Below are 25,575 nucleotides of genomic sequence, written 5' to 3' on the forward strand. Positions count from 1 at the left end.
CCTTACGAGGTTGCGCATGTCCTCCACCACCAGCGGCCAGCACGCCGTCCTCCGCCCGAAGGGCTCGTCACCGGCCGCCAAGTACGCCTTCGTCGGGCTGTTCCCCTTCCTCATGGTCGTGATGATGGTCGGCGTCATGCTGACCGCCATGCACCAGCCGTCCCCGAACCACATGCCGCTCGCCGTCGTCGCCTCGACCGCGGCCCAGGCGGAACGGGCGACGGACCGGCTCACCGCGGCCACCGGCGAGGCGTTCGACCTGCGCACGGTCGGCACCGAGGCCGAGGCGAAGGAACTGATCCTCAAGCGCGAGGTCGCGGGCGCCTACGCCGGCCCGTCGGTGCGCGGACCCGGCCAGGCCGTCGTCTACGTCGCGGGGGCGGCGGGCGCGAGCCAGGCCCAGTCGCTCACCGCGGTCCTCACCGGCTTCACCGCGGCGCAGGGCGTCGCGCTCCAGCAGGAGGACATCGCGCCGCTGCCCGCCGAGGACGGCGCGGGCATCTCCACGCTCTACCTGACGCTCGGCTGGATCCTGTCCGGTGCGATCTTCGTGCTCGTCGTGGGCGCCGCGGCGCCGGAGCTGATGCGGCCGCGCCCCTTCGCGATCGTCGCCGCGGGCTGGGCGGTGTTCATGGGGTTCGCCGTCTGGCTGGTGATCGGCCCGATCATCGGCGCGATCGACGGGCACCCCGAGCTCATCGGGCTCGGCGCGCTCGCCTCCTTCACCGGCGCGCTGGTGACCGCCTTCTTCTCCCGGCTGCTCGGCCCGCTCGGCAGGCACAGCCCGGCTTTGGCGCAGATCGCGGGCGTCCCGGCGATCGGCCTCCTGGTGATCCTCGGCGTCCCGGCCTCCGGCGGCGCGGTCTCGGTGTGGATGGAGCCCTCGTTCTTCCAGTGGCTGCACGACCTCCTGCCGATGCCCGCGGTCCTGGAGACCGCCCGCTCGATCCTCTACTTCGACGCCCGGACCCTGGGCGGGCACCTCACCACCCTCCTGATCTGGCTCTGCGCCTTCCTGGTCCTCAACTTCGTCCCGCTGGGCCGCAAGCGCCCGGCCGAGGCGGCCGCGCCCGCGGTCGTCCCGGCGGCGGCGCCGGAGTCGGTCTCGGTCTCGGTCTGACGCGGAGCGCACCACGGCCCCGTCCTTCCGGGCGGGGCCGTCGGGATGTCCGGATACGGCCAGGGGGAGCGGGCACGGCGGGCCGACCCGCACACTACGGGGATGATCATTTCGGCGCGCGGGGTCGCGCACACGGTGCTCGCGGCGGTGGTGGTGCTCGCGGCCGTGGCGCTCGCGGGAACCTGGGAGACGCCGTTCGGCGGTGCGAACGAGTGGCAGGCCTGGGACGGGCAGAGCGTGACGAAGCAGGGCGCGCGGGTGTTCAGCGCGGTCCTGTTCGGGATCGCCGGGTGGTACCTGGTGGTCCGGCGGGGCGCCGTGGTCGTCGGGGGGATCGCGCTGGCCTTCGCCCTGGGCCAGACGGCGCTGGCGGCCTGCGCGGGGCTGATGATCGCCGAGGTCATCCTGGAGCCCGGCTCGGACACCCTGCTGGAGAAGGGTGCGCTGTACGCGATGCTCTCCTTTCCACCCGCCACGCTCTTCCTCATCGCGCTGCTCTGGGCGTTCTTCCCGGCCGGCCGGCTGCCCGACGGGCGCGGCGCGGCGACCCTCCTGGCGCTCGCACCGGGCTTCGCGGGCTGCCTCGCCGGGCTGGCGGTCTACCCCGCCGGCAAGCTGGAGCTGGTCGAGGACCCGATGCTCCTCGCCCTGTACGGCGAGTGGCTGGGCGGGTTCGGCCTGCTGCTGTCCGCGCTCGTCCTCGGCCTCCGGGCCTTCGCGCGCGACGAACCGCGCAGGGCGCTCCTCCTGCTGTGCCCGCCCGCGCTCCTCATCGCGGTCTCCGCCCCGAACCTCACGACCCACGGCCCCTACCTGTGCGCCGTCGCGACGGTCCTGGCGCTGGCCGTCGTCGTCAGGACCACCCCGCGCGCGGCGCTCGAGCCCGCCGGCGACCCGGAGGCCGCCGTCTCCTGACGCGCCTGGTGCCGACCCTGTTTCTGGGGATCTAGCCGATTCTGCGGGCTGTTCCCGGCCGGGCGGCTGCCCGAGGGCGGGCTCCGCGTCCTGGCCCCGGCGGCCATCGCCGCGCCCGTGGGGCCTCGGCGGCCGCCCTCTTCGTCGTCCTCGCCACCGTGTCCCGGTCCGCGACGGAGGCGTGACCCCGGCCGGTCACGTCCTGCGGCGGCGGCGTTTGGCGACGGCCTCGGGGTCGACGACGGGCTCGGACCAGGTGGAGGCCAGGGCGGCGCTGGGGGCGCGGCCCGCGGCGATGTGCGCGTAGGCGGACGCGGCGGCGCCGTCGCCGTCGCCCGCGGCGATGAGCGCGAACAGCTCCTCGTGCTCGGAGCACTGCTCGGCGGGGTCGCGCGATGACGTCAGCCGGAACAACCACTCGGTGCGGGAGGCCAGCGGCGACATCAGCGAGGTGAGCAGCGGGTTGTCCGCCAGCTCGATGATCTCGGCGTGGAACGCGGCGTTCGCGGCGGCTATGCGCGGCGCGTCGGCGGAGGCCGTCGCCGCCCGGCACTCCTCGAGCCGCTTCTCCAGCCGGGCCACCGACGCCGCGGACGCGCGCCCGGCGGCGAGCCGCGCGGCGAGGGACTCCAGCACCTCGCGGACGTCGAAGAGGTCGCGCACGTCGGCCGGGGTGAACGGCGAGACCAGGGCGCCCTTGCCGGGCACGAGCAGCACCAGGCCCTCGGCGGCGAGCATGCGCAGCGCCTCGCGCAGGGGGATCCGCGAGACGTTGAGTTCGCCCGCGAGGTCGCGTTCGACGAGCCGCTCGCCGGGCTTGAGCGACACCTCGACGATCCGCTGCCGCAGCGACGCGTAAGCGAAGTCGCGGAGGGAGCCCGGTTCGGACACGACACCTGCCTTCATCGTCCCTGGTGAGGGGATTGTCGTGATTTGCGGGTTTGCACAGACGAAACATCCACGCAACACCCCCGGCATGATCAGGTACCAGATTTAACGGTATACCACTATGGAGGGAGGCCCGTGGAGCCTGCTCTGGAGCTTACCGGCGTCGGTAAGACGTTCGGAAAAGTGCGCGCCCTCGACGCGGTCGACCTGACCGTGCGCGCGGGAGAGGTGCACTGCGTCCTCGGCGAGAACGGCGCCGGGAAGTCCACGCTGTGCAACCTGATCTTCGGGTCGGCGGTGCTCGACGAGGGCGACATGCGCCTGTTCGGGGAGACCTACCGGCCCCGGCGCCCCGCCGAGGCGCTCGGCCTGGGCGTCGCCATGGTGCACCAGCACTTCAGCCTCGTCCCGACGCTCACCGTCGCGGAGAACCTGCTGCTCGCCGAGCGCACCCGGCTGCGGATGCCCGACCTCACCGGCCGGGTCGCCGCGATCGAGGCGGAGTACGGCCTCAAGGTCGACCTCGCCGCCCAGGTCGCCGACCTGCCCGTGGGGGAGCGGCAGAGCGTCGAGATCGTCAAGTGCCTGCTGCGCGACCCCCGGCTCGTCCTGCTGGACGAGCCGACCGCGGTGCTCGGCCCGGCCGAGGTAGAGGCGCTGCTCGCCACCTGCCGCCGCATCGCCGACACCGGGCGCGCGGTCGTCCTGGTCACCCACAAGCTCGGCGAGATCGAGCGGGCGGGCGACGCCGCGACGGTCCTGCGCGGCGGCAGGGTCGCCGGGAGCGGGCCGCTCGCTGACTTCACCAAGGACGAACTGGTCGAGCTGATGGTCGGCCGCCACCTCGCCGACCTCGACCCGCTGCTCGTCGCGGGCCTGGACGCGGAGGCGGCGGGCGAGGGCCATGAGGTTCACGAGTTCGCCGACACCGCCGAAGACGGCCCCGCGCCCGTCGTCAGCGTGCGCGGGCTGCGGGTGCGCGGCGCGCACGGCGCCGATGTCCTGGACGGGGTCGACCTCGACCTCCGGCCCGGGGAGATCGTCGGGATCGCCGGGGTCGAAGGCAACGGGCAGAGCGAACTCGTCGCCGTGCTCAGCGGCGCGCTCGCCCCGGACGGGGGCGCCTTCAGCCTCGACGGGACCGACCTCACCAAGGCGGCTCCCGCGGCCCGTACGGCGGCCGGCCTGGGGGTCATCCCCGAGGACCGCCACCACGAGGGCTGCCTTCCGGGCATGACCGTCGCGGAGAACCTCTTCCTCGGCCGCCTCGCCGAGTTCCGCAGGTTCGGCCTGCTGGACCGCAAGGCGATGCGCGCCCGCGCGACCGAGGTCATCGCCGAGCACGGCATCCGCGCCTCCGGGCCGGACGCGCCCATGCGGACGCTGTCGGGAGGCAACCAGCAGAAGGTGGTCGTCGCCCGGGAGCTCGCCTTGGACCCGCTGCGGTGCCTCATCGCCGCCCAGCCCACCCGCGGCCTCGACATCGGCGCGGTCGACGCGGTCCTCAGCCGGGTCCGTGACGCGGCCGCCTCCGGCGCCGCCGTGCTCGTCGTCTCCAGTGAACTGCCTGAACTGCTCACCCTGTGCGACCGCGTGATGGTCGCCTACCGGGGCCGCCTGCTCGGCCCCGTCACGCCGGGCACCCCCGGGGCCCGCGACGCGATCGGAAGACTGATGCTCGGAGCCGCCGCATGAGACGGGACCTCCTCGTATACGGCACGGCGGTGCTCGCCGCCCTCCTCGTCGGCGTGGCCCTCGCCGCGGGCGGCGGCGCCGACCCCGTCTCCGCGGGCACCGCCCTGTGGGAGGGCATGTTCGGCTCCTCCTACGCCTTCGGCAGCGCGCTCAACGCCGCCGCCGTCCTCGGCCTGATCGCCACCGGATTCACCGTCGCGCACCGCGCGGGCCTGGTGAACGTCGGCGGCGAAGGACAGCTCGCGGTCGGCGGCATCGCCGCCACCGCCGTCGGCGTGCACCTCCCCGACTCGACCCCTTCACCCGTCGCCTTGGCCGCGCTGCTCCTCGCGGGCTTCGCGGGCGGCGCCGCGTGGGCCGGGATCGCCGCCTGGCTGCGGGTGCGGCGCGGTGTGAACGAGGTCATCACGACGCTGCTGCTCAACTTCGTCGGCACCTACCTCGTCGTGCTCTTCGTGCACGAGGAGGGGCTGCTGCGCCAGCCCGTCACCTCGGCCGACACGCTGCCGCAGTCCGAGCCGCTGATCGAGGCGGCGCGGCTGCCGCTGCTCGGCCTGCCCGAGTCGCCCGCGACCCTCGCGGTCGTGCTCGCGGCGGTCGGCGTGGTCATCGCGGCGGTCGTGCTGCGCCGGACCGCCCTCGGCACCCGGCTCTCGGCGGTCGGCCTCTCCGAGCCCGCCTCCGCCCGGATGGGCCTGCCCGTCGGACGCCTCCAAGGCGGATCGCTCGCTGTCGCGGGCGGCCTTTCCGGAGTCGCGGGAGCCACCCTTATCGCGACCGTGCCTTACGTGCTCGCCGAGCACTTCACCTCCGGGTACGGGTTCACCGGCCTCGTCGTCGGCCTCCTGGCCCGCGGCAGCCTCACCGCCGTCGCCGGGATCTCCCTGGCCTTCGGACTGCTGGCGTCCGGCGGCATCAACCTCCAGCTCGCGGCGGGCGTGCCCGCCTCGTCGGTCCAGGTCGTGCAGAGCGTCCTCATCATCTGCATCGCCGGAGCCGTCATCTTCCGGAAGGGAGCCGCGCGATGAGCGCCTTCGCCGAACTCGTCGACGGCGGGGTCCGCCTCGCCATCCCGCTGCTCATCGCCTCCGCGGGCGAACTCGTCAGCGAGCGGGCGGGCGTACTCAACATGAGCGTCGAGGGCATGATGCTCACCGGCGCCTTCGCCGGGGCGGTCGGGGCGCACACCACGGGCAGCGCTTCGGCGGGCCTCGTGTGCGCGCTCGTCGCCGGCGTCCTGGTCGCCGCGATCCAGGCCCTCCTCAGCGTGACGCTGCGGGCCGACCAGATCGTGACGGGCGTCGCCGCCAACGCGCTCGCCCTGGGCGCCACCACCTACGGCGCCCGCCTCTACTTCACCGAGGGCCGGACCGTCCCGGGCTTCGACCCGATCGCGATCCCGCTGCTCTCCGACATACCGGTCATCGGTCCCGCCCTGTTCGACCTGACCTTCGTCGGCTACCTGTGCGTCGTCGTCGCCGTCGTGCTCGCCGTGCTGTTCGGCAAGCGCTCCGGCTTCGGCCTCGCCGTCACCGCCATCGGCGCGGACGCCGAGACCGCCGACCGCTCCGGCCTGCCCGTCAACGCGGTCCGCTTCGGCGCGGTGCTGCTCGCCGGGCTCACCTCCGCGCTCGCCGGCGCCCACCTGGTGCTCGCCGACGTGCACGCCTTCACCGACAACGTCACCGCGGGCGCGGGCTACCTCGCCGTCGCCGCGGTGATCGCCGGACGATGGAAGGCCTGGCCGACCCTGATCGCCTGCCTGTTCTTCGGCCTCGCCCAGGCGCTCCAGTTCGCCGCGCCCGCCTTCGGCATCGAACTCCCGACGGCGGTCCTCGTCATGTCCCCCTACCTGCTCGCCCTCATCGCGGTGAGCGGCCTGGTCGGCGCCAGCAGGTCGCCCGCCGGGCTCACCCTCCCCTTCCTCCGAGAGGCCCGCGCCTGATGACCCTCATCCTCACCCGCTCCGACGTGCTCGCGCTGATCTCCTTCCCGGAGGTGATCGCGGCCGTCCGCAGCGCCCACGAGGACCTGGCGCGCGGCGACGCGGTCCTGCCCGCCCCGCCCTCGATGTCCCTGCCCGGCTCCGGCTCGGCCTTCCTGGTGATGGCCGCGGCGTCGAAGTCCGCGGACCTCGCCACCGTGAAACTGCTCGCCGACGTGCCCGCCAACCGCGAGCGCGGCCTGCCCGCCCAGCGCTCGGCGATCCTCGCGGTCTCGGCCGACGACGGCAGATGCGAGGCGCTGCTGGACGGCGGCGCGATCACCCGCTTCCGGACCGCGGCCGCCTCGGCCGTCGCCACCGCGGCACTGGCCAGGCCGGGCAGCAGGGTGCTCGGCCTCGTCGGCGCGGGCGCCCTCGCGCTCGCCCATGTCGAGGCGCTGCGCGCGGTCATGCCGTTCGGCCGGATCGTCGTGTGGAGCCGCACCGAGGCCACCGCGCGCGCCTTCGCGGCGAAGACGGGGGCCGAGGTGCTCGCCTCGGCGGAGGAGGTCGTGAAGACCGCCGACGTCCTGTGCACCCTCACCCCGTCCAAGGACCCGATCGTGGAAGGGAAATGGTTCCGTCCGGGTCTGCATGTCAACGCCGTGGGCGCGCCGCCGAGGGCCGACCATCGGGAGATCGACACCGAGGGCATCCGCAAGGCGCGCGTCATCGTGGACAGCAGGCTCACCGCCCTGCACGAGTCCGGTGACGTGCTCATCCCGCTCGGCGAAGGGGCCATCGGCCCGTCCCACTTCGAGGACGAGCTGGGAGAGGTCCTCATCGGGGCGCGTCCGGGACGCACCGACAGCCGGCAGGTCACCTTGTACAACTCCCTCGGCGTCGGCCTTCAGGACCTGGCGGCCGCCCGGCTCCTCATCGACGCGGCCCGCCTGCGCGGCCTCGGCACCGAGATCGACCTGGCGGGATGACCATGACCGACCTGCTTCTGCGCGGCGCCCTGCTGCCCGGCCGAGACGCCCTCACCGACCTGCTCATCGCGGGTGGAAGGGTCGCCGCGGAAGGCGCCGGGCTGTGTTCTCCCGGCACGAAGGAACTCGACCTCGGCGGACGCCTCGTGCTGCCCGCCTTCGTCGACGCCCACTGCCACCTGGACAAGACCCTGTGGGGCGGTCCGTGGGTGCCCAACACGGCGGGCCCCCGGCTCCAGGACAAGATCGACTACACCCGGACGCGCCGGGCGGAGTTCGGGGTCGCCTCGGCCGACCGGATCGAGGCGCTGCTCCGCCACGTCGTCTCCCTGGGCACGACCCGGGTGCGCACCCATACCGATGTGTCTCCCGAGTTCGGCCTTCAGGGCTTCCACGCGGTGCGGGAGGCCGCCGAGCGCCTTGACGGGCTCGTCACCGTCGAGCAGGTGGCCTTCCCCCAGTACGGGATGCTCACCAACCCGGGCACCGCCGAGCTGATGGACGAGGCGCTGCGCACGGGGGCCGCCCAGGTCGTCGGCGGGATCGACCCCGCAGGGCTGGAGCGCGACCCGGTCCGCCACCTGGACACGGTGTTCGGGCTGGCCGCCGAGCACGGCGTGCCCGTCGACCTCCACCTGCACGACCGGGGCACCCTCGGCGCCTGGGAGTACGACCTCATCATCGAGCGGACCCTCGCGACGGGCATGCGCGGGAGGGTGACGATCGGGCACGGGTACGCGCTCGGCGACGCCGACCCGGGCCGTCAGGAGGGGATCGTGCGGGGGCTCGCCGAGGCGGGGATCAGCGTCGTGACGTGCGCGGCGCACAGCGATCCCGTTCTGCCGATCCGCGCGATGCGGGCCGCGGGCGCGAACCTCGCGGCGGGCAACGACGGCATCCGCGATCTCTGGTCGCCCTACGGGGACGGAGACATGCTCGCCCGCGCCCACCGGATCGCCGAGCGGGCCGAGCTGTACGCCGACGAGGAGATCGAACTCGCCCTGGAGGCCGCGACGCACGGGGGAGCCCGCGCGCTGGGTCTTCCCGCGCACGGTCCCGAGGTGGGGGCCGTCGCCGACCTTGTCGTCGTGGAAGCACGTACTCAGGCAGAGGCCGTCATGTCCCGGCCGTCTCGGACGCTCGTTCTCCTTGCGGGAGCCGTCGTCTCACAGTGATTACGTCGGCGAAATCCGCCGGAAACGATCGCCCGCTTCACTTAACGGTATACCAATAACCGCCCCCACGGAGGAGTCACCCGATGCGAAAGACCGCACTCGCCGCAGCCCTGCTCGCGCTCGGCCTCACCGCCACCGCCTGCGGCGGAAGTGAGGAGACCGGCGGCGGCTCGGGCGACGAGAAGCTCAAGGTCGGCGTCATGTTCCCCGGCTCGCTCTCCGACGACGGCTTCATGCAGTCCGGCTACGAGGGCTACCAGCGGATCGAGAAGGCCCAGGGCGGCGAGGTCGCGCTGACCAAGGTCGAGCAGGTCGCCCAGGCCGACTACCAGCAGGTCCTGACGCGCCTCGCCACCGGCTCCGACCTCGTCGTCTCCTTCGGCGGCCAGACCGACTCGGTGCTGCGCCAGGTCGCGCCGACCTTCCCCGACGTCAAGTTCGTCGAGATCGGCGGCCCGTCCGACGCCGAGCCGCTCGCCAACCTCGCCTACTACGACCCGGTCCAGGCCGACGGCGGCTACCTCGCCGGCGCCTACGCCGCCCTGATCACGAAGAAGGGCAAGGTCGGCTTCGTCGGCGGCCTCGAACTCCCCGCGATCGTGAAGACCGCCGAGGCGTTCGAGCAGGGCGCCGAGCAGGTCGACCCGAAGGTCGAGGTCGTCAAGGCCCAGTACGTCGGCGACTTCAACGACGTCGCCAAGGCCCAGCAGGCCGGACAGGCCGCCGTCGGCACCGGCGCGGACGTCTTCGGCCAGCAGCTCAACCTCGGCAAGCAGGGCCTCGTCCAGGCCGCGCTCGGTGGCGACGCGGTCATCGTCGGCGGCCCCCTGGTCAAGGAGTGCGGCACCGAGAAGGGCTACGCGGGCTACGTGAAGAGCGACACCGGCTTCGAGCTGGAGTACGCGGTCAAGGCGGTCCTCGACGGCTCCTTCAAGGCCGAGCAGGTCCCCTTCGGCGTCGCCTCTGGCACCGGCGCCACCGACTTCGTCCTCTGCGACGCCTCCCCCGAGGTCACCGCGAAGATGGACGAGGTCAAGCAGGCCCTCGCGGACGGCACCGTCAAGCTCGGCTGACGCCTCCCGGCTCCCGGCTCCCCGCGGCTTCGGCCGCGGGGAGCCTTTTCGGTGTCCGCGGCCTCGGCCCGCCGCCCCGGCCGACGGGAAAAACCCTGAGGGATCCGAAGTGGGGCGGTGTTACCGTTCCGGGGTCGGCCGTGGGACTTCGGCGGGACTTCCGGAGCTTGCCTTTAAAGCGATGATTTCGCAGTTCCCGCCTCCCTTCCCCGGCCGACACCCGCGATTTCGGGGAGGCCGGGTGGACACGGGCGAGCTCATCGCCGCCGAGGACGTGCTGCTGTTCGTCAACGCGGCGATCACCGGAACGGGACAGCGGGAATTCCACGCGGGGCAGCACGAGCAGGGCCTTTCCCTCGGATTCCTGCACAGCTATCTGCTGGGCAACTACCGCGAGTTCTACGCCGCGGCCCTGGCGCTCGACGTCAACGACCACAACGCGGCCCGCGTCATCCGGAACCTCCTCGGCGCGGGCGGACTCAGCGCGCTGGAAGGCGCGCTCATCGGACGCCGCCTCAAGGAGCTGCCTCCGCAGCGCGTCTACCGGCTGTTCCGCGAACTGCGGAAGGCCGGGATCAACAACCGCAGGGTCCGCGCGATCATCCGGGACTGGCTGCGCGGCCGTCCCGACCTCGCCTTCGACGCCGTCAAGTACCGGGCCGGGCTCAAGGACGCCGTCAAGCACGCGCACCTCGCCCTCGACGGTGAACTCGGCACGTTCCTGTTCACCCCGCTCAAGCCCGCCGCGTACCGGACCCCGATCCTCGAATCCTGGCGTCGCGCGCACTACGAGAAGGAAGCCCTCTACGAGCTGCCTTACACCGCCGCGGAGGGGTTCGCCGCGCGGCGCGGCCTCGAGCGGGACGCCTTCCTGAAGGGCATCGCGCCCCGCCTCACCCGGCTGGAGAGGCTGCGGCTCCAGGAGTCGGGCGGCGAGGCCGTCGAGGCGGACCTCTCGGGAATGCCGCTCACCCGGCTCGCCCTGTACGTGCTGTCCCTGCCCGTCGCCCAACGCGTCGAGCGGAGGGCCGAGCTCACGGGCGCCCTGCGCGCCGCCGCCTTGCGCACCGCGGGGGACGCCGCGGGGACGTGGGGGAAGGTCGCGGCGGTCCTCGACGACAGCTACTCCGCCTCGGGCTCGGCCCAGAAGCGGCGGCGTCCCCTGGCCGTCGCCCTCGCGTGCCACCATCTGCTCGAAGCCCTCGCCGCGCAGTACGTCCCGCTGTGGGTTTCGGGCCGTACCGACGCGCTCCTCGCCCGCGCCGAAGGCCCGACCCCGCTCGGCCTCCGCGTCCTCGACGGCCTGGAGCACCGCCCCGCAAGGCTCGTCATCGTCTCCGACGGCTGGGACAACGCCCCGCCCGGACTCGCCGGGGAGGTCCTCCGGGTATGGCGTACCCGCCTCGACCCTTCCGGAGCCTGCTCGATCGTGCACCTCAATCCCGTCTACGACGCCGCGACCTTCGACGTCCGGCGGCTCGCCCCGACCGTCCCGACGGCCGGGATCCGCGACGCCGAGAACCTGCCCGCGCTCGCCGAACTCGCCAGGTTCGCCGAAGGCCGCACCGGGATCACCGAACTCAACGCCCACCTCGCGGCCCGTGTCGCCGCCTTCCTCGGGGAGGTCCCGTGACGGGGCTCGCCCTCACCGGCCTGCGCACGAGGCCGTCCCAGGTCTGGGGCGGCATCCGGCTCGTCCCGCTGGTGCGGGACGAGCCCATCGAGGACCTGCGGCTGCACCCGCGCGTCTACGACGCGTACGGGATCGTCGACGTGGGCCGGCGGACCACCTACGCGTCGTACATCCCGCACGGGTTCGTCGCCTCCTGGACCGACGACGGCACCCCCGCCGCGGCCTACGGCACCCGGCTGACCTCCGACGCCGCGCCGCCCCCGCGCGTGCCCGTGCGCGTCCACCGGCGGATGGCCCGCCGCGTCGAGCCGAACCGGCTGCGCTTCCTGCCCCTGCACCTGGCCATGGAGGGCTACCTCGCGCTGCACTTCCGCGGCCCGGCCGTCGCGTGGGAGCAGTGGTCGGCCGAGGCGCTGCGGCGCGGCCTTTCCCCGCGCGCGGAGGAGGCCTACCGGGGCGCCGCTATCCACGGCCTCGAGGACGCCCTCCGGATCTTCGAGATCCACCCGGGCCAGTGCGGCGTCCTCGTCTACGCCGCCGACGCACTCGCCGCGGCCTTCGTCGTCCCGCACCCGGCCGACTACCGGGTCCTGCACCCCACCGTCGTGCAGGACCTCTTCGGCGAGCTCATCCACCACTACGCGCTGCTCAGCGGCCCCGTGCCGGACTTCGCCGCGCGCTTGGACGACCCGTCCATCAAGTCGCTGGGCGACCTGCGGGCGGCGGCGCTAGGGCAAGTCGACGGCTGGGCGGGCTTCCACGACGACGTCATGGCCCGCGGCCTTCTCGACGACTCCTACACCTACGAGAACGTCCACGGCCTCGCCAGGTTCAGCCTGTCCCGGTTCCTCCCGTCCTTCACCCGCCGCCGCGAGAACCACATCGGCGAGATGATCACCGCGGACGGCGACGGCGCCCTCGCCTACCTGAAGACCTTCCGGCTGTCCGAGGCACAGACCCGCCGCGGCCACCTCCTGGCGTCCCTGTCCGCGCACGACTGGCACCTCGGCCGCACCGCGGAGGCGCTCGCCCTCACCGAGGTCCAGCTCGCGCTGCGCGTCGTCGCCGCGGGGTTCGGCGCCATGATGCGCCAGGACGTCCTCGACGGCTACCTCTCCGCCGCCCGGCGCGGATGACCCCGGATAGACTGCCGACGATCACGGCGAGGCGAGGAGCAACGGCATGGACCTGTTCCGATTGGACGGCAAGAACGCGCTGGTCACGGGCGGTACCCGGGGCATCGGACTGATGATCGCGCGCGGTCTCCTCCAGGCGGGCGCGGCCAGGGTCGTCATCAGCTCCCGCAAGGCCGAAGCGGTCGCCGAGGCCGTCAAGGAACTCGCGCAGTACGGCGAGGTCGAGGGCATCCCCGCCGACGTGTCCACCGAGGAGGGCTGCAAGGCCCTCGCCGCGACCGTCGAAGGCCCCCTGCACATCCTCGTCAACAACGCCGGCGCCACCTGGGGCGCGCCCATCGAGGAGTTCCCCGCCTCGGCCTGGGACAAGGTCCTCGACCTCAACCTCAAGTCGCCGTTCTTCCTCACCCGCGCCCTCCTGCCGAACCTACGCGCGGCCGCGACCCCCGACGACCCGGCCCGCGTCATCAACATCGGCTCCGTCGACGGCATCATGACGCCGGGCGAGCGCTACTCCTACACCGCGTCCAAGGCCGGCCTCCACCAGCTCACCCGCGTCCTCGCCAAGGAACTCGGCCCGCAGGGCATCACCGTGAACGCGGTCGCCCCCGGCCCGTTCGAGTCCAAGATGATGGCCGCGACCCTCGACGCCTTCGGCGACCTCATCGCCCAGGCCGTCCCCGTCAAGCGGATCGGCCGCCCCGACGACATGGCCGGCGTCGCCGTCTACCTGTCGAGCCGCGCCGGCGCCTTCGTCAACGGCGCGGTGATCCCCGTGGACGGCGGCCTGATCGTCGCGTGAGCTGGAAAGGCACGGCGCGGTGAGCACGGCCCTGACCGTCGAGGAGGCGTGGGCCGGGCTGCCCGCGACGGCGCAGCGGCTGCTCGTCGCCGGGCTCGAGACGTTCGGCGAGAACGGCTACCACGGCACGTCCACCCGGGCGATCGCGCAACGCGCCGGGATGAGCCCCGCCGCGCTCTACATGCACTTCCCGACCAAGGAAGACCTCCTCTTCGAGATCGCCCGCACCGGCCACGAGGTCCACTTCGCGCGGGTCCGCGCCGCCGCCGACGCCGCGGGCCCCGACCCGTCGGCCCGGGTCGCCGCCATCGTCGAGGCGTCGGTCCTCTTCCACGCCGAGCACCACTCGCTCGCCCGCACCATCCAGTACGAACACCCCTCCCTGGCCCCCGACCACCAGCGCGCCCTCCTCAAGATCCGCCGCGACACCGAGTCCTTCCTGGCCGACGCCGTCACCGAGGGCGTCGCCTCCGGCGCCTTCGCCCCCGACGACGCCCCCACCGCGGCCCTCGCCCTCATGTCCCTGGCCATCGACGTCGCCCGCTGGTACCCCTCCCAGCGCCGCCGCAGCCCCACCCAGATCGCCACCTCCTACACCCACCTGGCCCTCCGCCTCCTCCGCCCCTGACGGGATCGCGCGAGACCCTCCGCTTCGAGTCGGCGCTCCGCCTCCGGGCGATCCCCTCCGCTTCGCGCGTTCTCGCGACGCCGTCGAACGAGCCGGGCGCCGGGTGCCGCGGGCGGCGCGCGGGCAGCCGAGCCGCCTCACCGGCGCGGTGATCGCCGCCCGTCGAGGGAAAGATGTGGTTCATATCGCTTCGCGGAATTCGCTCCCCGGTCCTCCCGGCACGGCTAGGTTCAACGCGGATGTCACCGAGCGGACAGGGAGGCGCGCGTGGGAGCCGTCGAGTACAGCCGTGAAGGGACGCCCGGCAAGGACGATCCCCAGGTCGCGCGCGCCATGGCCGTCTGGGACGCGCTGACGGCGGACGAGCAGCGCGAACTGTTCCGGAGCCTCTACCGCAGAGTGGAGGCGTACCGCCGTACCTCCCAGGTTGACCATCTCGTCACTTTTGCCGACAGTGTGGAGGGGATGGTGCGGCTGGAATCGCGTACCGACCTCCGCCAGATCCTCCGGGCCCGCCGGGAGTAGCGCATGCGGCCACTGCGCCTGACCGCCGAAGGTCATGCCGCCGTGGCCGGGTTCCTCACCCGCTCCCTGAACGAGGACCACCACCGGCGCCTGGGACGCCTCCTCGCCTCCTTCGCCGACGGCACCTGGGAACGCCGTTTCTGGCGCGAACCCCACCCGACCGAGCCCGACCTCCTGGAGATCCGCCCGGGGGAGCGCCTCCACGTCTTCGTCTCGATCCACCGCACCGAGCCGGACCTGGACGAAGAGGTCCACATCCACCAGATCGTGGACAGCACCCACCTCTGACCCGCCCGCCCGACCCCGCATCGCTCCGGATCCTGCCGCGTCGCCCCTCGTCGGCCCGTCCGGGCGCGGGCGCAGACGGCTGTTCTGCCGACCCGGGTCGCGGCTGCCGATCTTGAGGGGGCTTCGCCGACTCTTGCGGGGCTTCGCCGGCTCTTGCGGGGCGTCGGCTCGGGTCGAGGGTGGGGCGGCCTGGGTAGCTCTCGGGTGGGAATCGGCTCGGGAGGCGGGCGTGGGGGAGCAGGCGGGGGTCGCGCGGTGGGCGGCGGCGGTGCTGGCGGCCTGTGCGGGGGCCACGGACCTGCTGGCCGTCGCGACGTTGGGCGGGGCCTTCGCCGGGATCGTCACCGGGAACTTCGTGAACGCGGCGTGGGGGGTGACGGCGCGGGACGCGGCGCGGGTCGTGCCCGCGGTGGTGGCGGTGGTGGCGTTCGCGGTCGGGGCCGCGGTATGGGCCCGGGTGTGGCGGCGGCCGGAGGGGTCGCTCACGTGGCCGCTCGTGTGCGAGCTCTGCCTTCTCCTCGTCGTGGGGGTGGGGTGGCTGGCGGCCGGAGGCGAGCCGGGGCCTTGGGCGTCCTCCGCGCTGCTCGCCCTGGCGTCGGCGGCCATGGGGGGCCAGAGCGTGACCGCCCTGCGCCTTCCCGTCGTGACCACCTACATGACGGGGATGCTCACCGTCGGCGTCCGCGACCTCGTCGCGGGAAAGGCCGACCGGGGCGCGCTGGTCCGCCAGATCGGCGCCCTCGCCCTCGGCGCGGCCCTGGGAGGCTGCCTCCTGCTCCTGCACAGCCCGCTCGTGGCCGTCCTCCCCGCCTTCCTGCTCGCCTGCGCGCTGGCGCTCCACCTCCGCCACGACGCCCTGGCGAACCGCACGGACCCCTGACGCCCGAACCGTGGAAGGCGTCAGCGGCAGGTGAGGGCCTGGTGGACGAGCATGCGGTCGATGGCGTCGAGGACGTGTTCGGGGACGGCGACGAGGCCGGCGTCGGCGAGCCAGCGGACCCAGACGGCCTGGATGCCGGGATCGGCCGCGAAGTCCGCGTCGGAGACCGTGCCCGTCGCCTGGGCGCCGGTCCGGTCGGCGAGCGCCTGGACCTCGGCGGGGGTGTACCAGCGTGCGCCGGCGGCCTCCTGCGGGTCGGGTGCGAGCACGCCGGTCACCGCGGCCGCGTCGGCGCGGTACACCCGCCACTCGTGGCCGGGCTCCCGTCCGGGGGGCAGCGCGCGGCGGCACGGCGAGGGGCGCCATCCGCCGGTGACCTCGGACATCTCGGCGTCCCGGACCGTCAGCCCGAGTTCCTCGGCGAGCTCCGCGATCGCCGCGGCCCGGAACGACGCCTCCACATCGAGACCGCCGTCGTCCCCGCTGATCTCGTGCCCGTCGAACACGTGCCCCGCCGCGGGCGCCACCCCGGCCGGCGCGGTGGCCCGCGTCAGCAGCAGCAGGCGCCCCTCGGCGTCACTGATGATCACCCCGGCCGAAGCCGTGTCGCAGATGTCGCTCACATCCGACATCATCCCGCCCTTCCGTCGAGCCGGCCGGGCGGGTCCTGTTCCGGGCTCGGCTGCGAGGCCGGAGGCGGGGCGGGGCGCGGGCGGGTCAGGATTCGGCGAGTGCCTCCATGGCCTCGCGCATCTTGCCCGAGATGGGGACCGGGCGGTGGGTCGACCGGTCGGTGAAGACGTGGGTGAAGTCGCCGGCGGCGATGAGGGTCTCGCCGTCGGCGCGGAAGAGGCCCACCTCGTAGCGGACGCTGGAGGTGCCGAGTTTGCCGATGCGCATGCCGACGCGGAGGATCTCGGGGAAGGCGGCCTCGGCCTTGTACTCGCAGCGGGACGCCACGCACATGCCGATGACGTCGCCGTCCCGGGGGTCGAATCCGGCCTCGCGGATCAGCCAGGTGTTGACCACGGTGTCCATCATCTCGTAATGGATGACGTTGTTCATGTGGCCGTACATGTCGTTGTCGTTCCAGCGGGTGGGCACGTCCACCCAGTACCGGTAAGTCACGTCGGCATCCTACGATCCGGTAACTTCCGGGCTGAGAGGCGGGCCGCCGAACGCGTCGATCCAGGCGAAATCCGGCACTTCGGAGCGCTTGAGACGGGTGGGCCGCTCGACCGGGTGGCCGAGGAAGACCGTCGAGACCAGCGCGAAGTTCTCCGGCACCCCCAGCAGCTCCCGGACCGCGTTCTCCTCGCGGACGTGCATCGTGGTCATGACGCCGCCCAGGCCCTCCTCGCGCGCGGCGAGCAGCAGGCTCCACACGAACGGGTAGAGGGAGCCGCCCCCGGCGAAGGTGTACCTGTCGTGGTCGCGGTCGACCGCGGCCAGCACGTCGAGGTGCCCGAGGACCACGAGCATCGCGGGGACCTTGTCCAGGTTCCGCACGAACTCGCCGCGCGGCTCGTGCTTCGGGCCCGCCGCGATCGCCGCGGCCTCGGCCTCCCGGTCGGCCGTCGGCGACCACGCGCGCAGGCCCGCCTCGCCGATCGCGACATAGTCGCGCCACGCCTTCGCGTACAGATCCCGCAGCTCGGCCCGCAGTGCCGGGTCCTTCACCACGACGACCCGCCAGCCCTGGTTGTTGCCCCCGCTGGGCGCGAACCTCGCCGAGTCCAGAATCCGGTACAGCACCTCGTCCGGCACCGGCTCGTCGGTGAAATCCCTGATCGCGGCGGTCCCGCGCAACGCCTTGAGCAACTCCATACCGGAATGCTCCCACGGGGCATGCGAGGCTTAACCCATGAGCCGTCCCGCGCCGCTCCTCCTTCTCGTCGCCCTCCTGGCGGCGGCTCCGGCCTGCTCGTCCGGCCCGGAGCCGCGGCGCACGCCGCTGTCGGTCCCCGCGCATCCCGCTTCCGGAGAGCCCACGGTGTCGCCCGGCGCCACCCGGACCGTCGCCGCCGGCCGCGAGTTCACCCTCGCCCCCGGATCCTCCGCCGCCCTTTCCGGCGCCTCCCTGACCATCGCCTTCACCGGCGTCTCGGCCGACAGCCGCTGCCCCGTCGACGTCGACTGCGTCTGGGCGGGCGACGCCACGATCCACCTCACCACCTCGCACGGCCCCCTCACCCTGCACACCCTCACCGCCGCCTCCGCCGGACCCACCCCCCTCGGCCCCTACCGCCTCACCCTCCTGTCCCTCCTCCCCGAACCCCACAGCGACACCCCCATCTCCCCGAACGCCTACCGCCTCCGCCTCCGCCTGGACCCCTGACCCCACCGCCCGCCCCCCCTCCGGTACCGGCCTGCTCGATGGGGCCGCGACATCCCCTCACCCGCACCTCCTCGCGGGCGTGGTCCAGGCCGGGGCGGGCCCGGACCCGGCCCGGTGCCCGTCCTTCGCGACTGGGCCCTGTCCCGGTGCCATGCGCCGCACCGTCGTCCGCCGGGTCCTCATCGGTCGGCCCCTCCCGCGTCGGCTGCGCGCTCCTCGTGCGGGTGCGGTCACGGAGCGCATGGTCGCATGCGGCTCCGACAGAATGCGGAGGCCGGTTGACGGGGGTGGTGCACCCGGTGTGAAGTGGGGTGTCGCGTCTCGCTCCGGGTGCCTGTGGGGAGGTCTTCGCCGATGTGACGGTCCGCTCGGCCTTCAGGGTGTGCTGAGAAGCCCGTGGTCACGGGCGGTATCGGGCGAGCGCGGGGAGCGGACAGGGCAGTGGTCGGTTATCGGGGCGTGTGGGCGGTTCGTTCGGCCCGGGTGCCGTTCGTGGCGAGTTGCACGGCGCGGATGTCGTACGCGGTGCTGCCGCTGGCGCTGATCCTGCTCGTGCGGGACGCCACGGGGTCGTACGGGGCGGCGGGGCTGGTCTCGGGGGCGCTGTCGGCGACCCTGACGGTCTTCGCCCCGGCCCGCGCCCGGCTGCTGGACCGGGTGGGCGCGCGGCGCGGGCTCGTCCGGCTCGCCGTGCCCTACGTCCTCGGACTCGGCGCGGTCGTCGGGCTCGCCCTGACAGGGTCGGGGACGGGCCCGCTCGTCGCCGCGGCGGCCGTCGCGGGGGCCTTCGCGCCGCCGCTCGGGCCCGTGATGCGCGTGCTGTGGGCGGAGATCCTCAGGGACGAGCCGCGCCTCCTCCAGACCGCCTATGCGCTCGACTCCGTCGCCGAGGAGGTGGTGTTCACGGCGGGGCCGCTCGGGGCCGCCGCGCTCCTCGCGCTGGCCGGGCCCGTGTGGGCGATGGCCGCCGTCGCGGGGCTCCTCGCCGTCGGGGCCGCGGGTTTCGTGACGGCGAAGGCGACCGCGCCCGCGGACCCGCCCGTGCCGGGAAAAGAGAAGTCACCCGTACGTCCGCTGTCCTTCCCGGGCCTGCGCACCCTCGTCCTCTCCTTCGCCGGGGTGGGCCTGGCGGTCGGCGTCCTGGACGTCGCGCTGCCCTACCTGGCCGACCGGGCGGGCTCCGCCGAGGCGGGCGGCGTGCTCCTCGCCCTGCTCTCGGCGGGGAGCGCGTTGGGCGGCCTCTGGTACGGGCGGCGCGCTTGGCGGAGCCCTCTCACCACCCGCTTCGTCCGGCTCCTCGTCGTCTTCGCCCTCGCCTTCGCGCCGCTCGCCTTCGGACCGGGGCCGATCGCCGCGGGAGCCGTCGTCTTCGTCATGGGACTCGCCCTCGCGCCCCTGTTCACCTCCGCCTACCTTCTCCTCGCCTCCTTCACCGAGAAGTCCGGCGTCTCGCCGACGGAGGCCAACACGTGGGTGTCCACGGCGAACAACGGCGGGGTCGCGGCGGGCGCCGCGCTCTCGGGGATCCTTCTCGACCCGTACGGCGTGACCGCCACCTTCGCCCTCGCCTTCGCCGCCGTGGCGGCGCTCGCCCTGGTCGCCATCTCCCGGCGGAGCACCCTTGCCACAGTGCCTTAGGCGGTTCCTTCCGTGAGGGGAAACGTCGGCTCGCCGTTCTCGCCGACCTCGCCGAGCCCGTGCGGCGGGTGATCGAAAACCGGTGGACGGGCGGGATAGCGTCGGAGATCCGACGAGAGGGGCAGCCGTGGGCGTGGAGATCCGTGAGGTGCGGTCCGATGAGGTGGCGGAGTTCCGGAGGGCCGTCCACACGGGCTTCCACACCGACCCGGTGGCCGCCGAGAAGGACGTGGCCTTCCTCGCCGCGCAGATCACCCGGCCCGGGTGGGCGCTGGGCGCGTTCGACGGCGCGCGGTGCGTGGCGACCTACCAGAGCTTCCGGCACGAGGTCACCGCGGTCGGCGGTCGGCAGGTGGAGTCCAGCGCGGTCACCCGGGTGACCGTCACGCCGACGCACCGGCGGCGCGGCCTGCTCTCGGAGATGATGACCAGGGACCTGCGCGCGGCCCGCGAACGCGGAGACGTGCTCTCCTCGCTGATCGCCGCCGAATATCCCATCTACGGGCGGTTCGGATTCGGTCCGGCGGCCTGGCTCACCGAGAGCGAGATCGACGTGCCCCGCGCCGGAGTCGGCAAAGGCTGGTCGAACCCTCCCGAAGGCGTTCTCGTACACGCCGACGCGGACCGCGTACTCGCCGAGGGGCCGGGGCTGCACGAGCGGCTGCGCGCGGCGCGGCACGGTGTCATCACCCGTCCGGACGTCTTCTGGCGCAAGCTCGTGGGCGCCTACCGGCCGCCGCACGAGGCGTGGAGCACGCCCGTCCACCTCATGTACCTCTCCGCCGGCGGCGTCCTCGACGGCCTGGCGACGTACCGTTCCGACGGGCGATGGGACGGCAGCCGTCCGGCCGCCACCCTCAGTGTGCAGGACCTCATCGCCGTCACCCCTGAGGCGGAACGCGCCCTTTGGCGTCACCTGTGCTCCATAGACTGGGTCGTCAGGGTCCGCACGGGATGCCGTGCGCCCGACGACCCGTTCCCGCAGTGGCTCGGCGACCCGCGCGCCGCCCTCGCCCGGGCCTCCTACGACCACCTGTGGCTGCGCCCCCTGGACGTCCCGCGCCTGCTGGAAGCCCGCGCCTACCGGGCTTCCGGCGATCTCGTCCTCGACGTCCACGACCCGTTGGGCCTCTCCGGCGGCCGCTTCCACCTGGCCGCCTCACCCGACGGCGCGACCTGCGCCCCCACGACCCGCTCCGCCGACCTCACCCTCCCCCTGGGCGCCCTGGGCACCCTCTGGCTGGGCGACGAGTCCCCGGTAAGGCTTCTGGCCACCTCTCGCCTCGCCGAGGAGACGCCCGGCGCCGCCACCCGCGCCGACCTCCTCTTCGGCACCCCCGTTCGCCCCTGGTGCCCCGACGTTTTCTGAGCCGTCCCTCGGCCCTACAGGCCCAGGGCTCCCACGATCAGGGCGGTGACGGTGTTCCGGTGGTCGGGAGTGTCCTCCCAGTGGAGGGCGCGGCCGACCTCGACGACCACGCCGAGGCCCGCGTGGACCAGGATCCTCGCCTGGCGCGGGTCCAGGTCGGGGCGGGCCAGGCAGAGCTGCTGCTCCCAGATGGCGAGGTGCTCGCGCTGGGCGAGGGCGAGCGGTTGGCGCACGTCCGGCGGCAGTCCGGGCATCTCGGCCCTGGCGACGCTGGTCATCGCGGTGTACTCGAAGCTGTAGGCCACATAGGTCGCCGCCAGCGCGTGCACCGCCTCGTGGGGGTCGGCCACGTCGTGGAGGCTCTGGTCGACGGCCTGGGCGAGGATTCCGGCGGCCTGAAGGCAGGCCGCGGCCAGGATGTCGGCTTTGCTGGAATAGTGCTTGTAGAGCGCGGAAGGGGCCAGTCCGACCTCCTTCGCGATCTGTCCGCTCGTGACGTTGGCGAACCCGTCCTGGGCGAACAGGGGGATGGCAGCCGCGAGGATCTCCGCCCGTCGCGTACGCGGCACGGGCTGGGCGGGCAGGGCCGCCGAGCACGCCCGCCCCGCACTCGGATCGGTCGCCGCCGCCCGGAGCGCGGCCGAAAGGAGCACCTCTTCGAGCCGGCGCTGGGCGATGACGGTGTGATGCGTCGTGATGGACCCGATCGCGCCGAGTGCCGCGACGGTGCGCAGCCCCTCCGAAGGCAGCGGGTGCTCGCGGCGCACCGCCACCGAGACCCGGCCGACGACCTGCGCGAACTTCTGCCTGACCCGCCTGCGGTCGGCGTCGTTCAGATACCGGGCCAGCCACCGGTACACGCCGCCCGACGCCCGGCGCTCCACCGTCACCGCGACCACCGCGCCGAGCACCTCCGCCAGTGAGGCCTCGGGGCGCACCTCGTCGAGCGCCCCCGCGAGCCGCTCCACCATCCCGTTCGCGCACTCGGCGAACAGCGCGTACTTGTTCGGAAAGTGCCGGTACAGCGCCGCCGCGGTGATGCCCACTCCGGCGGCGATCTCCTCCATGGACGCCGCGTGGTAGCCCCGCTCGCTGAACACCGGGCCCGCGGATTCGATGATCAACTGCTTGCGGTTGCGCGGTCGGGTGGCCGCGCCCGTCCCCGGAGTCATGGCGACACTCGGTGGGACGTGCCGACGAACGTGACCATATGCGCAAGTCAACCACAGGGTGCTGGCCATGCGTGCAAAGTCGGTCACCATGCGATGAATCGCCCTGGAGCGGAGGCGGTTTCGGCTCGCCTGGCCGGACTTTCCGGACGAACAGCCTGCTGAGGAGCGGTCGTCCCAGCACCCGAAAAATCACCTGAAACTGGGCCTTGCCGTTCTCGATTCGCCTAGTTATGTTAATCGAGATTCACCTCCCCAAGATCGACCTCATCCCCTGTGGATCCGCCACCACCCCTCGCGGCACAGCGTGTTTCGATGCGCCTTGCCCTACGCGGAAGTAGGTAAGTAAATGGAGAATCTCAGCAGAAGGCGTGTCCTGACGCTCGGCGCCGCCCTGGGCCTGACGAGCGTGGCGCTCGAGGCGCCCTCGGTGTGGTCGTGGTCGTCCGCGGGCTCGATCGCGCACGCCGACACGGTCACCGACCCGTTCCAGGTGTGGGACCCCGCGGCGGAGCAGGTGGCGGCCCAGCTGCTCGCCGACGGCTCGATCCCGGCGGTCAACGCCGCCTGGAACTCCTGGCGCCTCAACAGAGACCCGCTGCCGGCCGGCATGCCGGCCTACCTGACCTCGTACCTGCAGCAGGTCAACAAGCTCCCCACGTGGGCCGACCCCGCCAAGCTCGCCAAGGCGCAGGCCCTCTACAAGCGCCTCAGCGGCTACCTCTTCATCTCCGAGAGCCTCGGCAGCGGGTTCCTCAGCACCGTGATCCCGCGGGAGGCCCGCTCGGTGTACTGGTCCGCGGGCGGTGCCAACATGCAGGACCGCGCGGCGAAGACCTTCACCTTCGGGTACGACCTGCACAACGAGAAGGCCTTCGACCCGACGGGTTCCTTCATCACCACCGCCAACAAGACGCGCCTGGTGCACGCCATGGTCCGCAAGCTGCTCCCGTTGTCGCCGCACTTCCAGGCGACCGCGGACCAGCCGCTGCCGATCAGCAACGGCGACATCCTGGTCACGTTCCACTCGGTGGCCACCGTCGCGTACAACAACCTGGAGAAGTGGGGCGTCCGGACCACGGCCTCGGAGGAGGTCGCGGACCTGCACGCCTGGCAGGTCGCCCTCAGCCTGCTCGGCGTCCAGGACCAGTTCATCCCGCAGACCTGGGCCGACGCCAAGGCGCAGGCGCAGCAGATGCTGTGGCCCAGGGTCGCCCCCACGGCCGAGGGCAACGACCTGGCCCAGAAGCTGCTCGACGCGGTGAAGGGGCTCGGCACGGACCTGAGCACGGGCTTCGTCAGCGAGATGGTCCGCTACCTGATCGGCGACACCTACTGGAGCTGGCTCGGCCTCCCGACCGACCTCATCTCGCGCGCCCTGATCAAGGTCAACTGGCCGATCTACGTCGCGTTCCGCGAGGGCAGCACGCTCATCGTCCCCAGCAGCTTCAACCTGTTCGACGGCTTCGTCCGCGGCATCTCCATGATGTACCTCAACAACGGCGCCTCCGCCACCCAGACCCCCATCACCCTCCCCTCCGCGAACCGCCCCGGCGCCTGACCTCCGCGCCCCCACACCGCGCCCCGCGCCTCGCCCCCCGAGCCGCGGGGCGCTCCCGTCCCCGGGGCCGGTGGGCCGCGCTGGGGCGGCCCACCGGGTGGTCAGTGGCCTCGGGCGATCCACTCCTCCAGGTGGGGGGACTCGCCGCCGATGCTGGTGGAGTCGCCGTGGCCGGTGCGGACGGCGGTCTCGCCCGGGAGGGTGAGGAGGCGTTCGCGGATGCTGGTGATGATGGTCGGGAAGTCGGAGAAGGAGCGGCCGGTGGCGCCCGGGCCGCCGTTGAACAGGGTGTCGCCGGTGAAGACGGTGCCGAGGTCGGGGGCGTAGAGGCAGACGGCTCCGGGGGCGTGGCCGGGGGTGTGCAGGACCCGGAGCGTCAGGCCGCCGACTTCGATGACCTGGCCGTCGGCGAGTTCTCCGTCGGGCTTGCGGTCGGGCCAGGTCTGGTCCCACAGGACCTGGTCGTCGGGGTGCAGCAGGATCGGCGCGCCGGTGGCCGCGGCCAGGGAGGGGGCGGCGTCGATGTGGTCGTTGTGGGCGTGGGTGGAGACGATCGCCTTCAACCGTCGGCCGTTCAGCGCCCGCTCGATGGCGGCGGCGTCGTGGGCGGCGTCGATGACGATGGCCTCGTGGTCGTCGCCGAGGATCCAGACGTTGTTGTCGACGTCCCAGGTGCCGCCGTCCAGGGAGAACCGGCCGGAGGTGACGAGGTGGGTGATGGACTCGCTCACAGGATCACCACCGAGCGCAGGACCTCGCCGTGGTGCATCTTCTCGAAGGCGGCTTCGATGTCGTCCAGCGAGATGGTCTCGGAGACGAAGGCGTCGAGGGCGAGGCGGCCCTGGAGGTGGAGGTCCACCAGCATGGGGAAGTCGCGGGAGGGCAGGCAGTCGCCGTACCAGGACGACTTGAGGGAGCCGCCGCGGCCGAACACCTCCTGCAGCGGGAGTTCGATCTTCATGTCCGGGGTGGGGACGCCGACGAGGACGACGGTGCCGGCGAGGTCGCGGGCGTAGAACGCCTGCTCGTAGGTCTCCGGCCGGCCGACGGCCTCGATGACGACGTCCGCGCCGTTGCCCTCGGTCAGCTCCCGGATCGCCTCGACCGCGTCGGTCTCCCGCGAGTTGACCGTGTGGGTCGCGCCCAGCTCGACCGCCTTGGCCAGCTTGCGCGGGTCGATGTCGACCGCGATGATCTTCCGCGCCCCGGCCAGCCGGGAGCCCATGATCGCCGCGTCACCGACACCGCCGCAGCCGATGACCGCCACCGAATCGCCGCGCGTCACCCCGCCGGTGTTGATCGCGGCACCGATCCCGGCCATCACGCCGCAGCCCAGCAGCCCCGCGACCTCCGGCTTGGCGGCCGGGTCGACCTTCGTGCACTGCCCGGCCGCGACCAGCGTCTTCTCCGCGAAAGCCCCGATGCCCAGCGCGGGGGACAGCTCGGTGCCGTCCTCCAGCGTCATCTTCTGCTTGGCGTTGTGGGTGTTGAAGCAGTACTGCGGACGCCCCCGCAGACACGCCCGGCACTGCCCGCAGACCGCACGCCAGTTCAGCACCACGAAGTCACCCGGCGCGACCTCCGTGACGCCCTCGCCGACCGACTCCACGACACCCGCGGCCTCGTGCCCGAGCAGGAAGGGGAAGTCGTCGTTGATCCCGCCCTGCTTGTAGTGCAGGTCGGTGTGGCAAACGCCGCACGCCTGGATCTTCACGACGGCCTCGCCCGGACCGGGATCCGGGACGATGATCGTCTCCACCCGGACCGGCTCGTTCTTACCGGGCGCGATGACCCCGCGGACGCGCTGTGCCATGGTCTTGCTCCTT

The 25,575-nt window shown here is 73.0% G+C and carries 26 protein-coding genes; 19 read left to right on the plus strand and 7 right to left on the minus strand.

Annotated elements, in window-relative coordinates:
* The first annotated feature begins 16 nt into the window (after positions 1-16).
* Together EDD29_RS10120 and EDD29_RS10125 are read left to right on the plus strand one after the other, a co-directional pair.
* Positions 17-1,120 carry an ABC-2 transporter permease gene (locus EDD29_RS10120; protein ID WP_123664144.1) on the plus strand — a complete coding sequence of 368 codons (1,104 nt, stop codon included), beginning with the start codon at positions 17-19 and terminating at the stop codon, positions 1,118-1,120.
* Positions 1,121-1,222: 102 nt separating this feature from the next.
* On the plus strand, positions 1,223-2,035 hold the full coding sequence (locus tag EDD29_RS10125; protein WP_123664145.1) for a hypothetical protein: 813 nt from the start codon (positions 1,223-1,225) through the stop codon (positions 2,033-2,035).
* A 195-nt stretch (positions 2,036-2,230) separates the two neighbouring features.
* Here EDD29_RS10125 and EDD29_RS10130 read toward each other — a convergent pair whose 3' ends face one another.
* Positions 2,231-2,926: a GntR family transcriptional regulator gene (locus EDD29_RS10130; protein WP_246052668.1), complete on the minus strand. Its 696-nt coding sequence runs from the start codon at positions 2,924-2,926 to the stop codon at positions 2,231-2,233.
* Positions 2,927-3,058: 132 nt separating this feature from the next.
* Between EDD29_RS10130 and EDD29_RS10135 the strand changes: the two genes are divergently transcribed.
* The 13 genes from EDD29_RS10135 (at position 3,059) to EDD29_RS10195 (ending at position 15,674) form a co-directional block, all read left to right on the plus strand.
* Entirely contained in the window at positions 3,059-4,618 is a 1,560-nt protein-coding gene (locus EDD29_RS10135) for an ABC transporter ATP-binding protein (RefSeq protein ID WP_211359627.1), read from the plus strand.
* Positions 4,615-5,646, plus strand: coding sequence for an ABC transporter permease (locus EDD29_RS10140; protein WP_123664147.1), 1,032 nt, complete (start codon positions 4,615-4,617; stop codon positions 5,644-5,646). The genes EDD29_RS10135 and EDD29_RS10140 overlap by 4 nt, the downstream gene beginning before the upstream one ends.
* Positions 5,643-6,563 (plus strand): ABC transporter permease, encoded by a 921-nt coding sequence (locus EDD29_RS10145; protein WP_123664148.1) that lies wholly within the window; start codon positions 5,643-5,645, stop codon positions 6,561-6,563. The genes EDD29_RS10140 and EDD29_RS10145 overlap by 4 nt, the downstream gene beginning before the upstream one ends.
* Positions 6,563-7,534 carry an ornithine cyclodeaminase family protein gene (locus EDD29_RS10150; protein ID WP_123664149.1) on the plus strand — a complete coding sequence of 324 codons (972 nt, stop codon included), beginning with the start codon at positions 6,563-6,565 and terminating at the stop codon, positions 7,532-7,534. The genes EDD29_RS10145 and EDD29_RS10150 overlap by 1 nt, the downstream gene beginning before the upstream one ends.
* Positions 7,535-7,536: 2 nt before the next feature.
* Positions 7,537-8,709: an amidohydrolase gene (locus tag EDD29_RS10155; protein ID WP_170201343.1), complete on the plus strand. Its 1,173-nt coding sequence runs from the start codon at positions 7,537-7,539 to the stop codon at positions 8,707-8,709.
* An 83-nt stretch (positions 8,710-8,792) separates the two neighbouring features.
* Positions 8,793-9,782: a BMP family ABC transporter substrate-binding protein gene (locus EDD29_RS10160; protein ID WP_123664151.1), complete on the plus strand. Its 990-nt coding sequence runs from the start codon at positions 8,793-8,795 to the stop codon at positions 9,780-9,782.
* Between the two features lie 241 nt (positions 9,783-10,023).
* The gene (locus EDD29_RS10165) at positions 10,024-11,415 is read left to right on the plus strand and encodes a hypothetical protein (protein ID WP_123664152.1); all 1,392 of its coding nucleotides are present in this window, start codon (positions 10,024-10,026) and stop codon (positions 11,413-11,415) included.
* On the plus strand, positions 11,412-12,551 hold the full coding sequence (locus tag EDD29_RS10170) for an ARPP-2 domain-containing protein (RefSeq protein WP_123664153.1): 1,140 nt from the start codon (positions 11,412-11,414) through the stop codon (positions 12,549-12,551). The genes EDD29_RS10165 and EDD29_RS10170 overlap by 4 nt, the downstream gene beginning before the upstream one ends.
* 46 nt (positions 12,552-12,597) lie before the next feature.
* Positions 12,598-13,353 (plus strand): SDR family oxidoreductase, encoded by a 756-nt coding sequence (locus EDD29_RS10175; protein WP_123664154.1) that lies wholly within the window; start codon positions 12,598-12,600, stop codon positions 13,351-13,353.
* 19 nt (positions 13,354-13,372) lie between these two features.
* Positions 13,373-13,981, plus strand: coding sequence for a TetR/AcrR family transcriptional regulator (locus tag EDD29_RS10180; protein ID WP_123664155.1), 609 nt, complete (start codon positions 13,373-13,375; stop codon positions 13,979-13,981).
* Positions 13,982-14,248: 267 nt separating this feature from the next.
* On the plus strand, positions 14,249-14,506 hold the full coding sequence (locus EDD29_RS10185; protein WP_123664156.1) for a hypothetical protein: 258 nt from the start codon (positions 14,249-14,251) through the stop codon (positions 14,504-14,506).
* A 3-nt stretch (positions 14,507-14,509) separates the two neighbouring features.
* Complete coding sequence (locus EDD29_RS10190; protein WP_123664157.1) at positions 14,510-14,794, plus strand: hypothetical protein; 285 nt, start codon at positions 14,510-14,512, stop codon at positions 14,792-14,794.
* Between the two features lie 229 nt (positions 14,795-15,023).
* Positions 15,024-15,674 (plus strand): DUF1275 family protein, encoded by a 651-nt coding sequence (locus EDD29_RS10195; protein ID WP_170201344.1) that lies wholly within the window; start codon positions 15,024-15,026, stop codon positions 15,672-15,674.
* 20 nt (positions 15,675-15,694) lie between these two features.
* On the opposite strand, the gene EDD29_RS10200 is transcribed toward EDD29_RS10195, so the two are convergent.
* The 3 genes from EDD29_RS10200 to EDD29_RS10210 all read right to left on the minus strand — a co-directional run bounded on the left by EDD29_RS10200 (position 15,695) and on the right by EDD29_RS10210 (position 17,501).
* Complete coding sequence (locus tag EDD29_RS10200; protein ID WP_170201345.1) at positions 15,695-16,297, minus strand: NUDIX domain-containing protein; 603 nt, start codon at positions 16,295-16,297, stop codon at positions 15,695-15,697.
* A gap of 94 nt (positions 16,298-16,391) precedes the next feature.
* Positions 16,392-16,802 carry an acyl-CoA thioesterase gene (locus EDD29_RS10205; RefSeq protein WP_123664160.1) on the minus strand — a complete coding sequence of 137 codons (411 nt, stop codon included), beginning with the start codon at positions 16,800-16,802 and terminating at the stop codon, positions 16,392-16,394.
* 9 nt (positions 16,803-16,811) lie between these two features.
* Positions 16,812-17,501 carry a nitroreductase family protein gene (locus tag EDD29_RS10210; protein ID WP_123664161.1) on the minus strand — a complete coding sequence of 230 codons (690 nt, stop codon included), beginning with the start codon at positions 17,499-17,501 and terminating at the stop codon, positions 16,812-16,814.
* 37 nt (positions 17,502-17,538) lie between these two features.
* Between EDD29_RS10210 and EDD29_RS45365 the strand changes: the two genes are divergently transcribed.
* From EDD29_RS45365 to EDD29_RS10220, 3 genes are all read left to right on the plus strand, one after another.
* Entirely contained in the window at positions 17,539-18,012 is a 474-nt protein-coding gene (locus tag EDD29_RS45365; RefSeq protein ID WP_170201346.1) for a hypothetical protein, read from the plus strand.
* A 492-nt stretch (positions 18,013-18,504) separates the two neighbouring features.
* Complete coding sequence (locus tag EDD29_RS10215) at positions 18,505-19,650, plus strand: MFS transporter (RefSeq protein ID WP_211359628.1); 1,146 nt, start codon at positions 18,505-18,507, stop codon at positions 19,648-19,650.
* 127 nt (positions 19,651-19,777) lie between these two features.
* Complete coding sequence (locus EDD29_RS10220) at positions 19,778-21,019, plus strand: GNAT family N-acetyltransferase (protein ID WP_123664163.1); 1,242 nt, start codon at positions 19,778-19,780, stop codon at positions 21,017-21,019.
* A gap of 14 nt (positions 21,020-21,033) precedes the next feature.
* Here the strand turns inward: EDD29_RS10220 and EDD29_RS10225 are convergent, their stop codons facing one another.
* Positions 21,034-22,191 (minus strand): TetR/AcrR family transcriptional regulator, encoded by a 1,158-nt coding sequence (locus EDD29_RS10225; RefSeq protein ID WP_123664164.1) that lies wholly within the window; start codon positions 22,189-22,191, stop codon positions 21,034-21,036.
* Positions 22,192-22,537: 346 nt separating this feature from the next.
* Here EDD29_RS10225 and EDD29_RS10230 point away from each other — a divergent pair, with 346 nt between their 5' ends.
* On the plus strand, positions 22,538-23,749 hold the full coding sequence (locus tag EDD29_RS10230; RefSeq protein WP_123664165.1) for an oxygenase MpaB family protein: 1,212 nt from the start codon (positions 22,538-22,540) through the stop codon (positions 23,747-23,749).
* Between the two features lie 101 nt (positions 23,750-23,850).
* Here EDD29_RS10230 and EDD29_RS10235 read toward each other — a convergent pair whose 3' ends face one another.
* Together EDD29_RS10235 and EDD29_RS10240 are read right to left on the minus strand one after the other, a co-directional pair.
* A complete protein-coding gene (locus EDD29_RS10235) occupies positions 23,851-24,480 on the minus strand; it encodes an MBL fold metallo-hydrolase (RefSeq protein WP_123664166.1) in 630 nt (209 codons plus the stop codon).
* Positions 24,477-25,562 (minus strand): S-(hydroxymethyl)mycothiol dehydrogenase, encoded by a 1,086-nt coding sequence (locus EDD29_RS10240; protein WP_123664167.1) that lies wholly within the window; start codon positions 25,560-25,562, stop codon positions 24,477-24,479. The genes EDD29_RS10235 and EDD29_RS10240 overlap by 4 nt, the downstream gene beginning before the upstream one ends.
* Between the last annotated feature and the right edge of the window lie 13 nt (positions 25,563-25,575).

The organism is Actinocorallia herbida, assembly GCF_003751225.1.
Lineage (GTDB): Bacteria > Actinomycetota > Actinomycetes > Streptosporangiales > Streptosporangiaceae > Actinocorallia > Actinocorallia herbida.